This is a genomic window from Stenotrophomonas rhizophila, assembly GCF_007667275.1.
GTDB lineage: Bacteria > Pseudomonadota > Gammaproteobacteria > Xanthomonadales > Xanthomonadaceae > Stenotrophomonas > Stenotrophomonas maltophilia_AE.
Genome location: NZ_VDQT01000001.1, coordinates 765,816 through 778,840, shown reverse-complemented (window position 1 = coordinate 778,840; position 13,025 = coordinate 765,816). Strand labels below are relative to the sequence as shown.

Here is a 13,025-nt window from a genome sequence, read left to right as displayed (position 1 = left end):
TTGGCTGATCCGATCCCTGGCTAAGGCGGGTCGGGGCGGGTTCGTGGGGGACGCCGTGAACCCATCCATGGGGGCTTGGTCGCGGCATCCATGCCGCTCACACCCCCACAAACCCGCCCCGACCCACCTTTTGACAGTGTGTCGTTGCCACGGGAAACGCGGAGGACGGCCGTTGGCCGTCAACTGGCCTCGATTTGGGTCATGCGTAACCGGACGTTGATCCGTTCACGGCGGTTGTTTGGGAACCAACCCTACCGCTCGGCATGTCGGCGTGCTGCCCTGCTGTGCCGCCCAAAGGGCGGCACACCCGCGGTTCCCATGGCCACCGGCCAATTGTCGAAGGGCCGGCGGGGGTGGGTGTGCGGGGGTGTGAGCGGCATGGATGCCGCGACCAAGCCTACATGGACGTATTTACGGCGTCCCCCGCATACCCGCCCCCGCCGGCCCAAGCCAGGGAACGGCTGCAGACCCCAGCTGTTCGCCACAATGCATGAAGCCGGGCAACACCCGGCACCAGGCGAACAACCGCGACCCAACAAAAAAGGCGCCAAAGGCGCCTTTTCAGTTTCACCGCTCCAGGAACTGGAGTTTGTCCGGTATCCCGTCCCAGTCCCCGGCATCAGCAGGCGGGTCCTTGCGCACGGTCAGCACCGGCCAGGCCTTGGCCAGCTCGGCGTTGAGTTCCACGAACTTTTCCTGCCCGGCGGGCACGTCGTCTTCGGGGAAGATCGCGTTGACCGGGCACTCCGGCTCGCAGAGGGTGCAGTCAATGCACTCGTCCGGGTCGATCACCAGGAAGTTCGGGCCTTCGTGGAAACAGTCCACGGGGCAGACTTCCACGCAATCGGTGTGTTTGCACTTGATGCAGTTTTCGGTGACGACAAAGGGCATGGCAGGATCTGGATCCGACAGTAAGCCGGACAATTCTAGAACAGTTGCGCCTTTGCCGCAGTGCACGATGCGCCCGGGGCGGTCCGTGGGGTTAGATGCCGATGCCTACCGGTAGACAGCGGGGCGCCGGGATACCGCTCTCACAGCCCCCGCGCGCCCTTTTGTGTCCGGGGATGAACGTGTGAGAACCTGCTGAACGCCACCCCGCCGCACTGACCCGTCGCCATTCCACTCCCGCCAGGACCCGTATGTCCACCACACTTGCAGCCAACGCCGCACGCGGCGAAAACACCTCCTTCATCGTGCTGATCAGCTGCGTCGCCACGATCGGCGGGTTCCTGTTCGGCTTCGACAGCGGCGTGATCAACGGCACCGTCGACGGCCTCAAGCAGACCTTCCAGTCCAGCGAGGCCGGCATCGGCTTCGAAGTCGCCTCCATGCTGCTCGGCTGCGCCTTCGGCGCGTTCTTCGCCGGCCGCCTTGGCGACCGCATCGGACGGCGCGGCGTTCTGATCATCGCCGCCGTCATGTTCCTCCTGTCCGCGCTTGGCGCCGGTGCCGCGCACAGCTCGCTCGCCTTCGTCATCGCCCGCGTGCTCGGCGGCGTCGCCGTCGGCGCCGCCAGCGTGATGTCGCCCGCCTACATTGCCGAAGTCGCGTCCGCCCGGTATCGCGGGCGGCTGGCCACCGTGCAGCAGATCGCCATCATCAGCGGCCTGTTCTGCGCCTTCCTGAGCAACTACCTGCTGGCCCGCGCCGCCGGTGCCTCCACCGAAGCCCTGTGGCTGGGCCAGGCCGCCTGGCGCTGGATGTTCTGGATGCAGGCCATTCCCTCCGCCCTGTTCCTGGTGCTGCTGCTGGCCATCCCCGAAAGCCCGCGCTACCTGGTGGTGAAGGGCCGTCGTGCCGAAGCGCTGGCGGTCATGACCCGCCTGTATGGCGCCGCCGAGGCCCAGGCCAAGATCGCCGAGATCGAAGGCTCGCTCGCCCAGGACCAGCACCGCCCGCGCCTGTCCGACCTGGTCGACAAGGCCAGCGGCAAGCTGCGCGGCATCGTCTGGGTCGGCATCGGCCTGGCCGTGTTCCAGCAGCTGGTCGGCATCAACGTCGTGTTCTATTACGGCGCCGTCCTCTGGCAGGCGGTCGGCTTCTCCGAAAACGACGCGCTGCTGATCAACGTGCTTTCCGGCGCCCTCAGCATCGGCGCCTGCCTGCTGACCGTCGTGCTGATCGACCGCATCGGCCGCAAGCCGCTGCTGTGGGTGGGCTCGGTCGGCATGTCCGTCGCGCTGGCACTGATGGTCGTGGCCTTCTCCAGCGGCACCCTGGCCGACGGGCACCTGCAGCTGTCCGATGGCATGGGTCGCCTGGCGCTGGTGGCCGCCAACGTCTACGTCGTGTTCTTCAACATGTCGTGGGGTCCGGTGATGTGGGTCATGCTGGGCGAAATGTTCCCCAACCAGATCCGCGGCTCCGGCCTGGCCGTGGCGGGCGCGGCGCAGTGGAGCGCCAACTTCGCCATCACCGTCAGCTTCCCGATCCTGCTGGCCGGCATCGGCCTGGCTGGCGCCTACGGCATCTACACCGTCGCGGCCGTGGCCTCGATCTTCTTCGTCCTGCGCTACGTGCGCGAGACCAAGGGCCGGGAGCTGGAGCAGATGGAGGGGTAGGGCGCCCCACAACGCAAAAACCCCGCCGAGGCGGGGTTTTTCGTTGCTGCGGGGCGGCGGTGGTGCTCCCTAGGGGACTCGAACCCCTGTTTTAGCCTTGAGAGGGCCACGTCCTAACCTCTAGACGAAGGGAGCAGGCTTTGTCGCGAACTGCGCAGCGCGCTAGTATATGGGCCTCGATGCCATTGGGCAATCCCGAAACTTCAACCGGAAGCGCCAACATCAATTCCTCCGCTACATCACCGTTCAGTCTGCGCGTGATCCCCCGCGACCAGCACAACATCTCCCGCAAGGACATCAGTCCCAACGCCCTGCGCGTCCTGTACCGCCTGCGCGAGTCGGGCTTTGGCGCCTACCTGGTCGGCGGCGCCGTGCGTGACCTGCTGGTCGGCGGCAACCCCAAGGATTTCGACGTGGCCACCGACGCCACGCCGGAGCAGGTCAAAGCGCTGTTCCGCAACTGCCGCCTGATCGGGCGCCGCTTCCGGCTGGCGCACGTGGTGTTCGGCCGCGAGATCATCGAAGTGGCCACCTTCCGCGCCAACATCGATGACGGCAGCGGCGACCGCGAGATGGAAAACGGCATGCTGGTGCGCGACAACGTGTACGGCAGCATCGAAGACGATGCCGTGCGCCGCGACTTCACCTGCAACGCCCTGTACTACGCCATCGAGGACTTCTCGGTGCGCGACTACACCGGCGGCTTCGAAGACGTGCAGGCACGCCTGATGAAACTCATCGGCGACCCGGAAAAGCGCTACCAGGAAGACCCGGTGCGCATGCTGCGCGCGGTGCGCCTGGCGGCCAAGCTCGGCTTCCAGATCGACGACGCCACCGCCGAACCGCTGCCGCGCCTGGCCAGCCTGCTCGGTGAAGCCGCGCCCGCTCGCCTGTTCGAGGAAGTGCTCAAGCTGTTCCTGTCCGGGCATGGCGTGGCCAGCTTCGAAGGCCTGGAGCGTTACGGCCTGCTCGACGTGATGTTCCCCGAAAGCGCCGCCGCGCTGCGCAGCAACCGCAGTGGCGCGCTGCGCCGCATGGTGATCGAAGGCCTGGGCAACACCGACCAGCGCGTGGCCAACGACGAGCCGGTGTCGCCCTCGTTCCTGTTCGCGCTGCTGCTGTGGCCGGCGTTCTGCCGCGCACTGGCCACGCTGCAGAAGCAGGGCGTGGCCCTGGAAGAGGCGCAACGTCGCGCCGCCGACCGGGTCACCCTGCACCAGTTGACCACGATCGCGCTGCCGCGCCGGTTCTCGCTGCCGATGCAGGAAATCTGGCTGCTGCAGGGTCGCTTCAGCTCGCGCCAGCGCAAGCGCGTGATCCGCACCCTGACCCATCCGCGCTTCCGCGCCGCCTTCGATTTCCTGGCCCTGCGCCAGGTGGCCTCCAGCGAGCACGCTGCCGATGTGGAATTCTGGCGCGAAGCCCAGCTGCAGTCCGGCCCCGAGTTGGATTCCACGCTGGACGCCGCGCAGGTCGACGGCGAGCTGGACGAGAACGGGGCACCGCGCAAGCGCCGTCGCCGCCGTCGTCGTCCCGGTGGTCCGGCTGGCGAGTAAGCCGTGACCCTGGCCTGTATCGGACTGGGCGCCAACATCGGCGATGCCGCGCAGACCCTGCGCGGCGCGTTCACGGCCATGGCCGGGCTGCCGTTGACGACCCTGCAGGCGCGTTCGCAGCTGTACAGCACGCCGGCCTGGGGCAATGAAGACCAGCCGGCGTTCGTCAACGCCGCCGCCGTGCTCGACACAGGGCTGGAGGCGACGGCGCTGCTGCAGGCGCTGCTGGGCATCGAGCGCGACTTCGGCCGGGTCCGCGACGCGGCCGTGCACTGGGGGCCGCGCACCCTCGACCTGGACCTGCTGCTGTACGGCGAGGCGGTGATCGACCTGCCACAGCTGAAGGTGCCGCACCCCTACCTGCACGAGCGCGCGTTCGCGCTGCTGCCGCTGGCCGAGATCGCGCCGGAGGCGGTGATTCCGGGTCGGGGCCGCGTGCGGGACGCTGCGATGCGTATCGAGGCCTGCGGGATCGCGCCAATAGGAGGATAATGCGGGGCTTATCGCCACCGGTTATCAGCTCATGAGTACCCACGCAGACAGCAAGCCCTGGACCGTGCCCGCCTTGGCCGAGGCCAAGCGCAACGGCCAGAAGCTGGTCATGCTGACCGCCTACGATGCAGGCTTCGCGCGCACCTTCGATGCCAACGGCGTCGACCTGATCCTGATCGGCGATTCGCTGGGCATGGTGGTGCAGGGGCACGATTCGACCCTGCCGGTGACCACCGACGACATGGTCTACCACACCGCCTGCGTGGCCCGGGTGCTGACCCGCGCGCTGTTGATCGCCGACCTGCCATTCGGTGCCGACGCCACGCCCGAGCGCGCGTTGGACGCCTCGCTGCGCCTGCTGCAGGCGGGTGCGGAGATGGTCAAGATCGAAGGCGCCGGCTTCAAGCTGGACGTCATCCGGTATCTGGTCGAGCGCGAGATTCCGGTGTGTTCGCACCTGGGCCTGACCCCGCAGTCGGTGTTGCGCCTGGGCGGTTACCGCGTGCAGGGGCGTGGCGACGCGGCCCGCCAGCTGGTTGAAGATGCCAAGGCGGTAGTCGAGGCCGGTGCCAGCATGATGGTGCTGGAATGCGTGCCGACGCCGGTGGCGGCCGAGGTCACCGCGGCGGTCGCGGTGCCCACCATCGGCATCGGTGCCGGTCCGCAGTGCGATGGCCAGGTCCTGGTGCTGCATGATTTCCTCGGCCTGGACAGTGGCCACCGCCGTCCCAAGTTCGTCAAGGATTTCCTTGCCGAAGGCGGGTCGGTCGCCGGCGCGGTCCGTGCCTACGCCGACGCCGTGCGCGACGGCTCCTTCCCCGATGCAGAACACGCCTACACCTCATGATCGACACCGTCACCGAACTGTCCCGCCTGCGCGCCGTCGTCAACGGCTGGAAGCGCGAAGGCCTGCGCGTCGCGCTGGTCCCCACCATGGGCAACCTGCACGCCGGTCACTACTCACTGGTCACCCTGGCCCGGCAGTACGCGGACCGCGTGGTCTCCAGCGTATTCGTCAACCCGACCCAGTTCGGCCCGAACGAAGACTTCACCCGTTACCCGCGCACCCCGGAGGCCGACACCACCGGGCTGGAGCAGGCCGGCTGCGATGTGCTGTGGCTGCCGACGGTCGAGTCGATGTACCCGTTCGGGGTGGAACTGGCGGCGAGCGTCAACGTGCCGGGCATTTCCAGCCTGCTTGAGGGTGCCCACCGTCCGGGACATTTCGATGGCGTCTGCACGGTGGTCTCGCGCCTGTTCAACCAGGTCCAGCCGGACGTGGCCGCGTTCGGCAAGAAGGACTACCAGCAGCTCGCGGTGATCCGCCAGATGGTGGAAGACCTGGCCTTCCCGATCCAGATCGTCGGCGGCGACATCGTCCGTGAAACCGACGGTTTGGCGATGAGCTCGCGCAACCAGTACCTCAACGCCGAACAGCGCCCGGTCTCGACCACCATCCACCAGGTGCTGCTGGGGATGCGCGAAGGCTTCATCGCCGGCAAGCCGCGCAGCCAGATCGAAGCCGAAGCCGCCGCCGCCCTGCAGGCGACCGGCTTCCAGGTCGATTACGCCGTCGTACGCAAGCCGGACCTGTCCGAGCCGGCCGACAGCGAAGACGGCAACCGCGTAGCCCTGATCGCCGCCCGCATCGGCACCACCCGCCTCATCGACAACCTCGAGTTCTGACCCGCCTGCATGGGGTAAAGCCGGGCTCTGCCCGGCTGCGCTTGATTGCACGCGTTCGCTTTGCGCCGGGCTCTGCCCGGCTTCATGCATTTAGGCGAACAGCCCTACGCTGCGCGTGTCACTGGTTTGGGCCGGCGGGGGTGGGTTTGCGGGACACGCCGTGAACCCATCCATGGGGGCTCGTAGAAAACATCCATGTTTTCTACGGTCCCGCAAACCCACCCCCACCGACCCTCCGACAGTTGGCTGGTGGCCAAGGGAAACGCGGAATGCCGACCGTCGGTCGGGCATCGCGCCGGTAGGGTTGGTTCCCAAACAACCGCCGTGAACGGATCAACGTTCGGTTGCGCATGACCCAAATCGAGGCCAGTTGACGGCCAACGGCCGTCCTCCGCTTTTCCCATGGCAACGACACACTGTCAAAAGGTGGGTCGGGGCGGGTTTGTGGGGGTGTGAGCCGCATGGATGCGGCGACCAAGCCTACACGGACGTATTTACGGCGGCCCCCACAAACCCGCCCCGACCCGCCTAAGCCAGAGATCCCATCAGCCAACAGCTGTTCGCCTGGATGCATGAAGCAGCCGGGCAGAGCCCGGCTCTACGGAGCGTGCGCAATAAGACAGCCCCACCGCAGGCAATCGCAGCCCGGCCGCAGGCAATCGCAGACGGGTGCAGCCCCACGCCCCCCGTCACCTGCCTGAACCGCCGGCAGCAGGCCACGTCCAGCCACTGCCGCAGGAGCGGCGGGTGCTAGAATTTCGCTTTCCTTTACCGTTGTCCCGTGCCATGCACCTCTCCCTGCTCAAGACCAAGATCCACCGCGCCACCGTGACCCATTCGGAGCTGAACTACGAAGGGTCCATCGCCATCGACGACAACCTGCTGCTGGCTACCGGCATCCGCGAGTTCGAACAGGTGCACATCTGGGACGTCACCAACGGTGCGCGCTTCTCGACCTATGCCATCCGTGCCGAGGCAGGCAGCGGCGTGGTGTCGCTCAACGGTGGCGCCGCGCGCCATGTGCAGGTCGGCGACATCATCATCATCGCCGCCTTCGCCAGCATGAGCGAAGAAGAAGCTGACAGCTTCCGCCCGAAGTTGGTATATGTGGACGGCAACAACCAGATCTCCCACACCAACGACAGCATTCCGACCCAGGCCGCATGACACAGAACAACGGACTCGACCCGCTTCATTCCCATGCCCAGCGCCTGCGTGGCGCAAGCATCCCCGCACTGATCGCCGCCGAACCCGGCCGCGCACAATCGCTGGGGCTGCGGGTCGGTCCGTTGTATGCCAACTTCGCGCGGCAGAAGTACGACCGCGCGGCGCTGGATGCGCTGCTGCAGCTGGCCGCCGAGCGCGATGTCGCTGGCGGCTTCCAGCGCCTGTTCCGCGGTGAGACCGTCAACGTCACCGAAGGCCGCGCCGCCCTGCATACCGCCCTGCGTGGCGATGTCAGCGGTGCCCCGGTTGCCGCTGAAGCCTTCGCCACCGCCGCCAGGGTTCGCGCCCAGATGGGCGAGCTGATCGCCGCACTGGAAAAGACCAACGTCACCGACATCGTCAGCGTCGGCATCGGCGGCTCCGACCTCGGTCCGCGCCTGGTCGCCGACGCCCTGCGCCCGGTGAGCGGCGCGCGCTTCCGCGTGCACTTCGTGTCCAACGTCGACGGGGCCGCCATGCAGCGCACCCTGGCCGCCCTCGACCCGGCCACCACCGCCGGCATCCTGATTTCCAAGACCTTCGGCACCCAGGAAACCCTGCTCAACGGCCAGATCCTGCACGACTGGCTGGGCGGCAGCGAGCGGCTGTACGCCGTCAGCGCCAACCCGGAGCGCGCCGCCAAGGCCTTCTCGATCGCCGCCGGCCGCGTGCTGCCGATGTGGGACTGGGTGGGCGGGCGTTACTCGCTGTGGTCCGCGGTCGGGTTCCCGATCGCACTGGCGATCGGCTTCGAGCGTTTCGAACAGCTGCTGGCCGGCGCCGCAGAGATGGACGCGCACGCACTGAATGCCCCGCTGGCGCAGAACCTGCCGGTGCTGCATGCACTGACCGACATCTGGAACCGCAACCTGCTCGGCCATGCCACGCACGCGGTCATGACCTACGACCAGCGCCTCGCGCTGCTGCCGGCCTACCTGCAGCAGCTGGTGATGGAAAGCCTGGGCAAGCGCGTGCAGCTCGACGGCAGCCCGGTGGGCAGCGACACCGTATCGGTGTGGTGGGGTGGGGCAGGCACCGACGTGCAGCACAGCTTCTTCCAGGCGCTGCACCAGGGCACCAGCGTGATCCCGGCCGATTTCATCGGCTGCGTGCACAACGACGACCCGTATGAAATCAACCACCAGGCGCTGATGGCCAACCTGCTGGCGCAGACCGAAGCGCTGGCCAATGGCCAGGGCAGCGACGACCCGCACCTTGATTATCCGGGCGGGCGCCCGAGCACCCTGATCCTGCTCGATGCGCTGACCCCGCAGTCGCTGGGCGCGCTGATCGCGATGTACGAGCACGCTGTGTACGTGCAGTCGCTGGTCTGGAACATCAACGCCTTCGACCAGTTCGGCGTCGAACTCGGCAAGCAGCTGGCCAGCCAGCTGTTGCCGGCGCTGCAGGGCGAAGCGCATGGCATCACCGATCCGGTGACGCTGGAGCTGCTGGGGCGCCTGCGCTGACAAGGAGTATCGACCAACGGTCGATACCTACCGGGAGGGCATATCGACCAAGGGCCGATACCTGCCCGTGCGCCGACCGGGATGCACGGTAGGCGACGACCGTTGGTCGTCGCATCGCGATCCCGCCATTACCGCGTCGGATCGCGCTCCGGGCTGGGCCGCTTGGCCAATTTGCGCTGCAACGACCGCCGGTGCATGCCCAGCAGCCGCGCCGCCGCCGACACATTGCCACCGGTCTCGTGCATGGCCTGCTGGATGTGCTCCCACTGCAGCCGGCTGATCGGCGTCATCGCGTCCGGTGGCTCCATCTCGCCATCGTCGGCCGGGCCGTCGTCTTCCTCGCCCAGCGCACGCAGGATCATCGGCACCGTGGCCGGCTTCGGCAGGTAGTCGTCGGCGCCCAGCTTGATCGCTTCCACCGCCGTGGCGATGCTCGCGTAACCGGTGACCAGCAGGATCCGCATGTCCTCGCGCAACGCCCGCAGCGGTTGGATCAGCGCCAGCCCGGATTCCGAGCCCAGTTTCAGGTCGATCAGCGCGTAGGCTGGCGGCTGCTGCCGGGCCAGCACCAGCGCCGACGCAATGTCACTCGCCGTCACGGTCTCAAGCCCCTTGCGGGCCAGGCTGCGCTGCAGCGTGCGCAGATACAGTTCGTCATCATCGACCAGCAGGCCATGGCTGGCGCCGGGAAGGGTGGGGCTGTTCATTCTGGGATCTCCGGTGCAGCCAGGGGCAGGCGGAAGCCGACGCGGGTGCCGGCGCCCTGCGCCGGACGCATCCACAACTCGCCGTCCAGGCGCTCGATGGTGGCATGGGACAGGGCCAGGCCCACCCCCATGCCCTGGGTCTTGCCGCTGTTGAACAGGGTGCCGGGCAGCACCGCGTCACGCGCGTCGAAGCCACGGCCGTAATCGCGCACTTCACCGATCAGGTCGTTGCCGTCGATGCGCAGGGTCAGGTCCACCTGCGCGCGTCCAGCCTGTTCACCGGCGTCGGCGGCATTATTGAGCAGCACCATCAACAGGTGCCCGATGCCCGGGTCCAGCGGCAGCCGCAGCGGCGCATCCTCATTGCGGTTCAGGGTGATGGTCGGGCGCACCAGGCGCCACTGTTCCAGCACCTGCGGCAGCGTCACCGGGTCGCGCGCGCTGGACTGTCCGGCGGCCGGGCGGGCCAGCGCCAGCACGCGCTCGCGGCACTGCACCAGCAGCTCGCGCAGGGTATCTACGTCCTCGCGCACTTCGCGGTTGTCGGTCTGGTCGGCGATGTCGTCGGCCAGCAGGGTCATCGTCGCCAGTGGGGTGTTCAGTTCATGCGCCACCGAGGCGGCATGGGTGGCCAGGGCGACGATGCCTTCGTTGCGGGCGAAGCGCTCGCGCAGCAACGCCACCTCGTGTTCGCGCCGGCGCAGCGCCATCGCCAGCCGCGTGGCGAAGGCCAGCACCACGGCCGCCGAGAGCAGGAAGTTGGCGACCACGCCCCACTGGTGCAGGTCCATCGGACTGAAGTAGCCATGCGGCAGCGGCTGACCGAAGATGCCGCTGACCGCGTAACCGAGCAGGCAGGCCGCCGCCACCGCCAGTGTCCAGCGTACCGGCAGGGCCAGGGCCGCCAGCGCGATCAGGATCAGGAACAGCGAACCGAACGGATTGGCCACGCCACCGCTCCAGCCGACCATCCAGGTCAGCACCGCCACATCGACCAGGATGTGGCAGAACGCGGTCAGCGGCGCGGTGTCGTCATCCAGTACCCGCAGCTGCGCGTACAGGTTGAACAGGATCAGCACCAGCACGCCCGACCACAGCGGCAGCTGCGGCAGTTCCAGGCCCAGCACCTGGCTGGCCACCAGGATGGTCGCGGCCTGGCCGGCCACGGCCAGCCAGCGCAGGCTGCACAGGGTGCGGAGGAAGGGGGCGTCGGTACCGGTCATCGGCTGCCATCGTATGCGCTTGCGCGGCTGCCTGCCTGCGACAATCGGCCGCATCGGGGGCGCGCGGGTGCGTTAAAATGGGGAATGCACGACGCCGTCAGCCAACCGACCCAACCCTCCGACACCACCGTGTGGGCCCGCCGCCAGACCCAGGCCGTCCGTATCGGCGGCGTGGTCGTGGGCGGGGGCAAGCCCGTGGTGGTGCAGTCGATGACCAACACCGACACCGCCGACGTCGCATCCAGCGTCAAGCAGGTGGCCGAACTGTGGCGGGCCGGCTCGGAAATGGTGCGGCTGACCGTGAACAACCCCGAATCGGCCGCCGCCATTCCACGCATCGTGGAAAAGCTGCAGATGATGGGCATCGACGTCCCGCTGATCGGCGATTTTCACTACAACGGCCACCAGCTGCTGACCCAGGAGCCGGCCTGCGCCGAAGCGCTGGCCAAGTACCGGATCAACCCGGGCAACGTGGGCTTCGGCAAGAAGAAGGACACCCAGTTCGCGCAGCTGATCGAATTCGCGATCCGCTACGACAAGCCGGTGCGCATCGGCGCCAACTGGGGCTCGCTGGACCAGTCGCTGGCCGCGCGCCTGATGGACGAAAACAGCCAGCGCGCCCAGCCCTGGGATGCCGGTCGGGTGCTGCGCGAAGCCCTGATCCGCTCGGCCCTGGATTCGGCCCATACCGCCGTGGAACTGGGCCTGCCGCGCGACCGCATCGTGCTCTCGGCCAAGGTCAGCGGCGTGCAGGAACTGATCGCGGTGTATCGCGACCTGGCCCAGCGCTCGGACTTCGCGCTGCACCTGGGCCTGACCGAAGCCGGCATCGGCAGCAAGGGCATCGTCGCCTCGTCGGCGGCGCTGGCGGTGCTGCTGCAGGAAGGCATCGGCGACACCATCCGCATTTCGCTGACGCCCGAGCCGGGCCAGTCGCGGACCCAGGAAGTGATCGTCGCCCAGGAACTGCTGCAGACCACCGGCCAGCGCGCCTTCACCCCGCTGGTCACCGCGTGCCCGGGCTGCGGCCGGACCACCTCGGAGTTCTTCCAGGAGCTGGCCAAGGTGGTGCAGAACCACGTGCGTGGAAAGATGCCGGAATGGAAGGTGAGCCATCCCGGCGCCGAGAACATGACGCTCGCGGTGATGGGCTGCATCGTCAACGGGCCGGGCGAATCGCGCCACGCCAACATCGGCATCTCGCTGCCCGGCACCGGTGAAACCCCGGCCGCGCCGGTGTTCGTCGATGGCGAAAAAACCGTGACCCTGCGCGGCGACAACATCGCCCAGGAATTCGTGGCCCTGATCGACGAGTACGTCGAACGCAAGTATGTCCGAAGCGTCGGATAAGCCCACGGTGCTGGCCGCGCCCGAACCGGCCGCCGGCTTCCGCCACTGGATGGCCGGCAATGCCTGGCGCTTCGTGCTGCTGTTTGCCGGCGTGCTGCTGCCGCTGGCCGGCTTCGTGGCCCTGGCCGACGAAGTGCACGAACTGGAAGCGTTCTACTTCGACGCACCGCTGCTCTGGAAGATGCACGACGTGGCCCGCCCGAGCCTCGATGCCGCGTTCGTGTTCATTTCCCGCATCGGCTATCAGTGGGGCGTGATCCCGGCCGACATCCTGATCGTGCTGGTCCTGCTGCTGCGCCGGCGCTGGCGCGAAGCCAGCTTCGCCGCGCTCAGCTTCGCCGGCTCGGCCCTGCTCAACATCGGCAGCAAACAGTTCTTCCAGCGCGATCGGCCGACCCTGTGGGAGTCGATCGCCCCGGAAAGTACCTACAGCTTTCCCAGCGGCCACGCCATGGGCTCGATGACCCTGGCCGCCGTCCTGATCCTGCTGGCCTGGAATACCCGCTGGCGCTGGCCGGCAGTGGTGTTCGGCGTGCTGTTCGCCGGCTCGGTCAGCCTGTCGCGGATATACCTCGGCGTGCATTATCCCTCCGACATCCTGGCCGGATGGTGTGCCGCGCTGGTTTGGGTGGTAGGGTGCTTCCTGGTGATGTTCCGCCGCCGCCATCCCTGGCGGCGTCCCGGGGAGCGGTCGGAGCGGGTTGGAAACGGCAGCGGGTTCAGCGGACTTCAATAGGTCCCGTAAACCGAAATTGCCGGTGTGAAAGGCATGAGG

The 13,025-nt window shown here is 67.7% G+C and carries 12 protein-coding genes and 1 tRNA gene; 9 read left to right on the top strand and 4 right to left on the bottom strand.

The genetic code is table 11. From position 1 onward, the window contains the following. Positions 1–567 precede the first annotated feature (567 nt). Positions 568–891: a ferredoxin FdxA gene (gene fdxA, locus FSZ13_RS03240; protein WP_145477982.1), complete on the bottom strand. Its 324-nt coding sequence runs from the start codon at positions 889–891 to the stop codon at positions 568–570. 248 nt (positions 892–1,139) lie between these two features. On the opposite strand from fdxA, the gene FSZ13_RS03235 reads away from it, so the two are divergent. After that, positions 1,140–2,561 carry a sugar porter family MFS transporter gene (locus FSZ13_RS03235; protein ID WP_145477981.1) on the top strand — a complete coding sequence of 474 codons (1,422 nt, stop codon included), beginning with the start codon at positions 1,140–1,142 and terminating at the stop codon, positions 2,559–2,561. 60 nt (positions 2,562–2,621) lie between these two features. On the opposite strand, the gene FSZ13_RS03230 is transcribed toward FSZ13_RS03235, so the two are convergent. Next, positions 2,622–2,696 (bottom strand) — tRNA-Glu (locus FSZ13_RS03230). A gap of 50 nt (positions 2,697–2,746) precedes the next feature. Between FSZ13_RS03230 and pcnB the strand changes: the two genes are divergently transcribed. The 6 genes from pcnB (at position 2,747) to pgi (ending at position 8,970) form a co-directional block, all read left to right on the top strand. Beyond that, positions 2,747–4,117, top strand: coding sequence for a polynucleotide adenylyltransferase PcnB (pcnB, locus tag FSZ13_RS03225; RefSeq protein WP_145478526.1), 1,371 nt, complete (start codon positions 2,747–2,749; stop codon positions 4,115–4,117). A 3-nt stretch (positions 4,118–4,120) separates the two neighbouring features. Further along, complete coding sequence (folK, locus tag FSZ13_RS03220; protein WP_145477980.1) at positions 4,121–4,609, top strand: 2-amino-4-hydroxy-6-hydroxymethyldihydropteridine diphosphokinase; 489 nt, start codon at positions 4,121–4,123, stop codon at positions 4,607–4,609. Between the two features lie 31 nt (positions 4,610–4,640). Then, entirely contained in the window at positions 4,641–5,456 is an 816-nt protein-coding gene (gene panB / locus FSZ13_RS03215; protein WP_145477979.1) for a 3-methyl-2-oxobutanoate hydroxymethyltransferase, read from the top strand. Beyond that, the gene (gene panC / locus FSZ13_RS03210; protein ID WP_145477978.1) at positions 5,453–6,295 is read left to right on the top strand and encodes a pantoate--beta-alanine ligase; all 843 of its coding nucleotides are present in this window, start codon (positions 5,453–5,455) and stop codon (positions 6,293–6,295) included. The genes panB and panC overlap by 4 nt, the downstream gene beginning before the upstream one ends. Positions 6,296–7,081: 786 nt before the next feature. Next, the gene (panD, locus tag FSZ13_RS03205) at positions 7,082–7,462 is read left to right on the top strand and encodes an aspartate 1-decarboxylase (RefSeq protein ID WP_068850963.1); all 381 of its coding nucleotides are present in this window, start codon (positions 7,082–7,084) and stop codon (positions 7,460–7,462) included. Beyond that, a complete protein-coding gene (pgi, locus tag FSZ13_RS03200; RefSeq protein WP_145477977.1) occupies positions 7,459–8,970 on the top strand; it encodes a glucose-6-phosphate isomerase in 1,512 nt (503 codons plus the stop codon). The genes panD and pgi overlap by 4 nt, the downstream gene beginning before the upstream one ends. Before the next feature lie 128 nt (positions 8,971–9,098). Here the strand turns inward: pgi and FSZ13_RS03195 are convergent, their stop codons facing one another. After that, on the bottom strand, positions 9,099–9,677 hold the full coding sequence (locus FSZ13_RS03195) for a response regulator transcription factor (RefSeq protein WP_145477976.1): 579 nt from the start codon (positions 9,675–9,677) through the stop codon (positions 9,099–9,101). Then, the gene (locus FSZ13_RS03190) at positions 9,674–10,900 is read right to left on the bottom strand and encodes an ATP-binding protein (RefSeq protein WP_145477975.1); all 1,227 of its coding nucleotides are present in this window, start codon (positions 10,898–10,900) and stop codon (positions 9,674–9,676) included. Before FSZ13_RS03190 ends, FSZ13_RS03195 begins: the two co-directional genes overlap by 4 nt. Positions 10,901–10,984: 84 nt before the next feature. Between FSZ13_RS03190 and ispG the strand changes: the two genes are divergently transcribed. Both ispG and FSZ13_RS03180 read left to right on the top strand, forming a co-directional pair. Next, positions 10,985–12,250, top strand: coding sequence for a flavodoxin-dependent (E)-4-hydroxy-3-methylbut-2-enyl-diphosphate synthase (ispG, locus tag FSZ13_RS03185; protein WP_145477974.1), 1,266 nt, complete (start codon positions 10,985–10,987; stop codon positions 12,248–12,250). Next, positions 12,231–12,986, top strand: coding sequence for a phosphatase PAP2 family protein (locus tag FSZ13_RS03180; protein WP_145477973.1), 756 nt, complete (start codon positions 12,231–12,233; stop codon positions 12,984–12,986). Before ispG ends, FSZ13_RS03180 begins: the two co-directional genes overlap by 20 nt. The last annotated feature ends 39 nt before the right edge of the window (positions 12,987–13,025 follow it).

Excerpts from the sequence above, each read along its gene's own strand:
- panB (WP_145477979.1), top strand. The coding sequence starts at position 4,641 with ATGAGTACCCACGCAGACAGCAAGCCCTGGACCGTGCCCGCCTTGGCC.
- FSZ13_RS03180 (WP_145477973.1), top strand. The coding sequence starts at position 12,231 with ATGTCCGAAGCGTCGGATAAGCCCACGGTGCTGGCCGCGCCCGAACCG.
- ispG (WP_145477974.1), top strand. The coding sequence starts at position 10,985 with ATGCACGACGCCGTCAGCCAACCGACCCAACCCTCCGACACCACCGTG.
- pgi (WP_145477977.1), top strand. The coding sequence starts at position 7,459 with ATGACACAGAACAACGGACTCGACCCGCTTCATTCCCATGCCCAGCGC.
- panC (WP_145477978.1), top strand. The coding sequence starts at position 5,453 with ATGATCGACACCGTCACCGAACTGTCCCGCCTGCGCGCCGTCGTCAAC.
- fdxA (WP_145477982.1), bottom strand. The coding sequence starts at position 891 with ATGCCCTTTGTCGTCACCGAAAACTGCATCAAGTGCAAACACACCGAT.
- panD (WP_068850963.1), top strand. The coding sequence starts at position 7,082 with ATGCACCTCTCCCTGCTCAAGACCAAGATCCACCGCGCCACCGTGACC.
- FSZ13_RS03195 (WP_145477976.1), bottom strand. The coding sequence starts at position 9,677 with ATGAACAGCCCCACCCTTCCCGGCGCCAGCCATGGCCTGCTGGTCGAT.
- FSZ13_RS03190 (WP_145477975.1), bottom strand. The coding sequence starts at position 10,900 with ATGACCGGTACCGACGCCCCCTTCCTCCGCACCCTGTGCAGCCTGCGC.
- FSZ13_RS03235 (WP_145477981.1), top strand. The coding sequence starts at position 1,140 with ATGTCCACCACACTTGCAGCCAACGCCGCACGCGGCGAAAACACCTCC.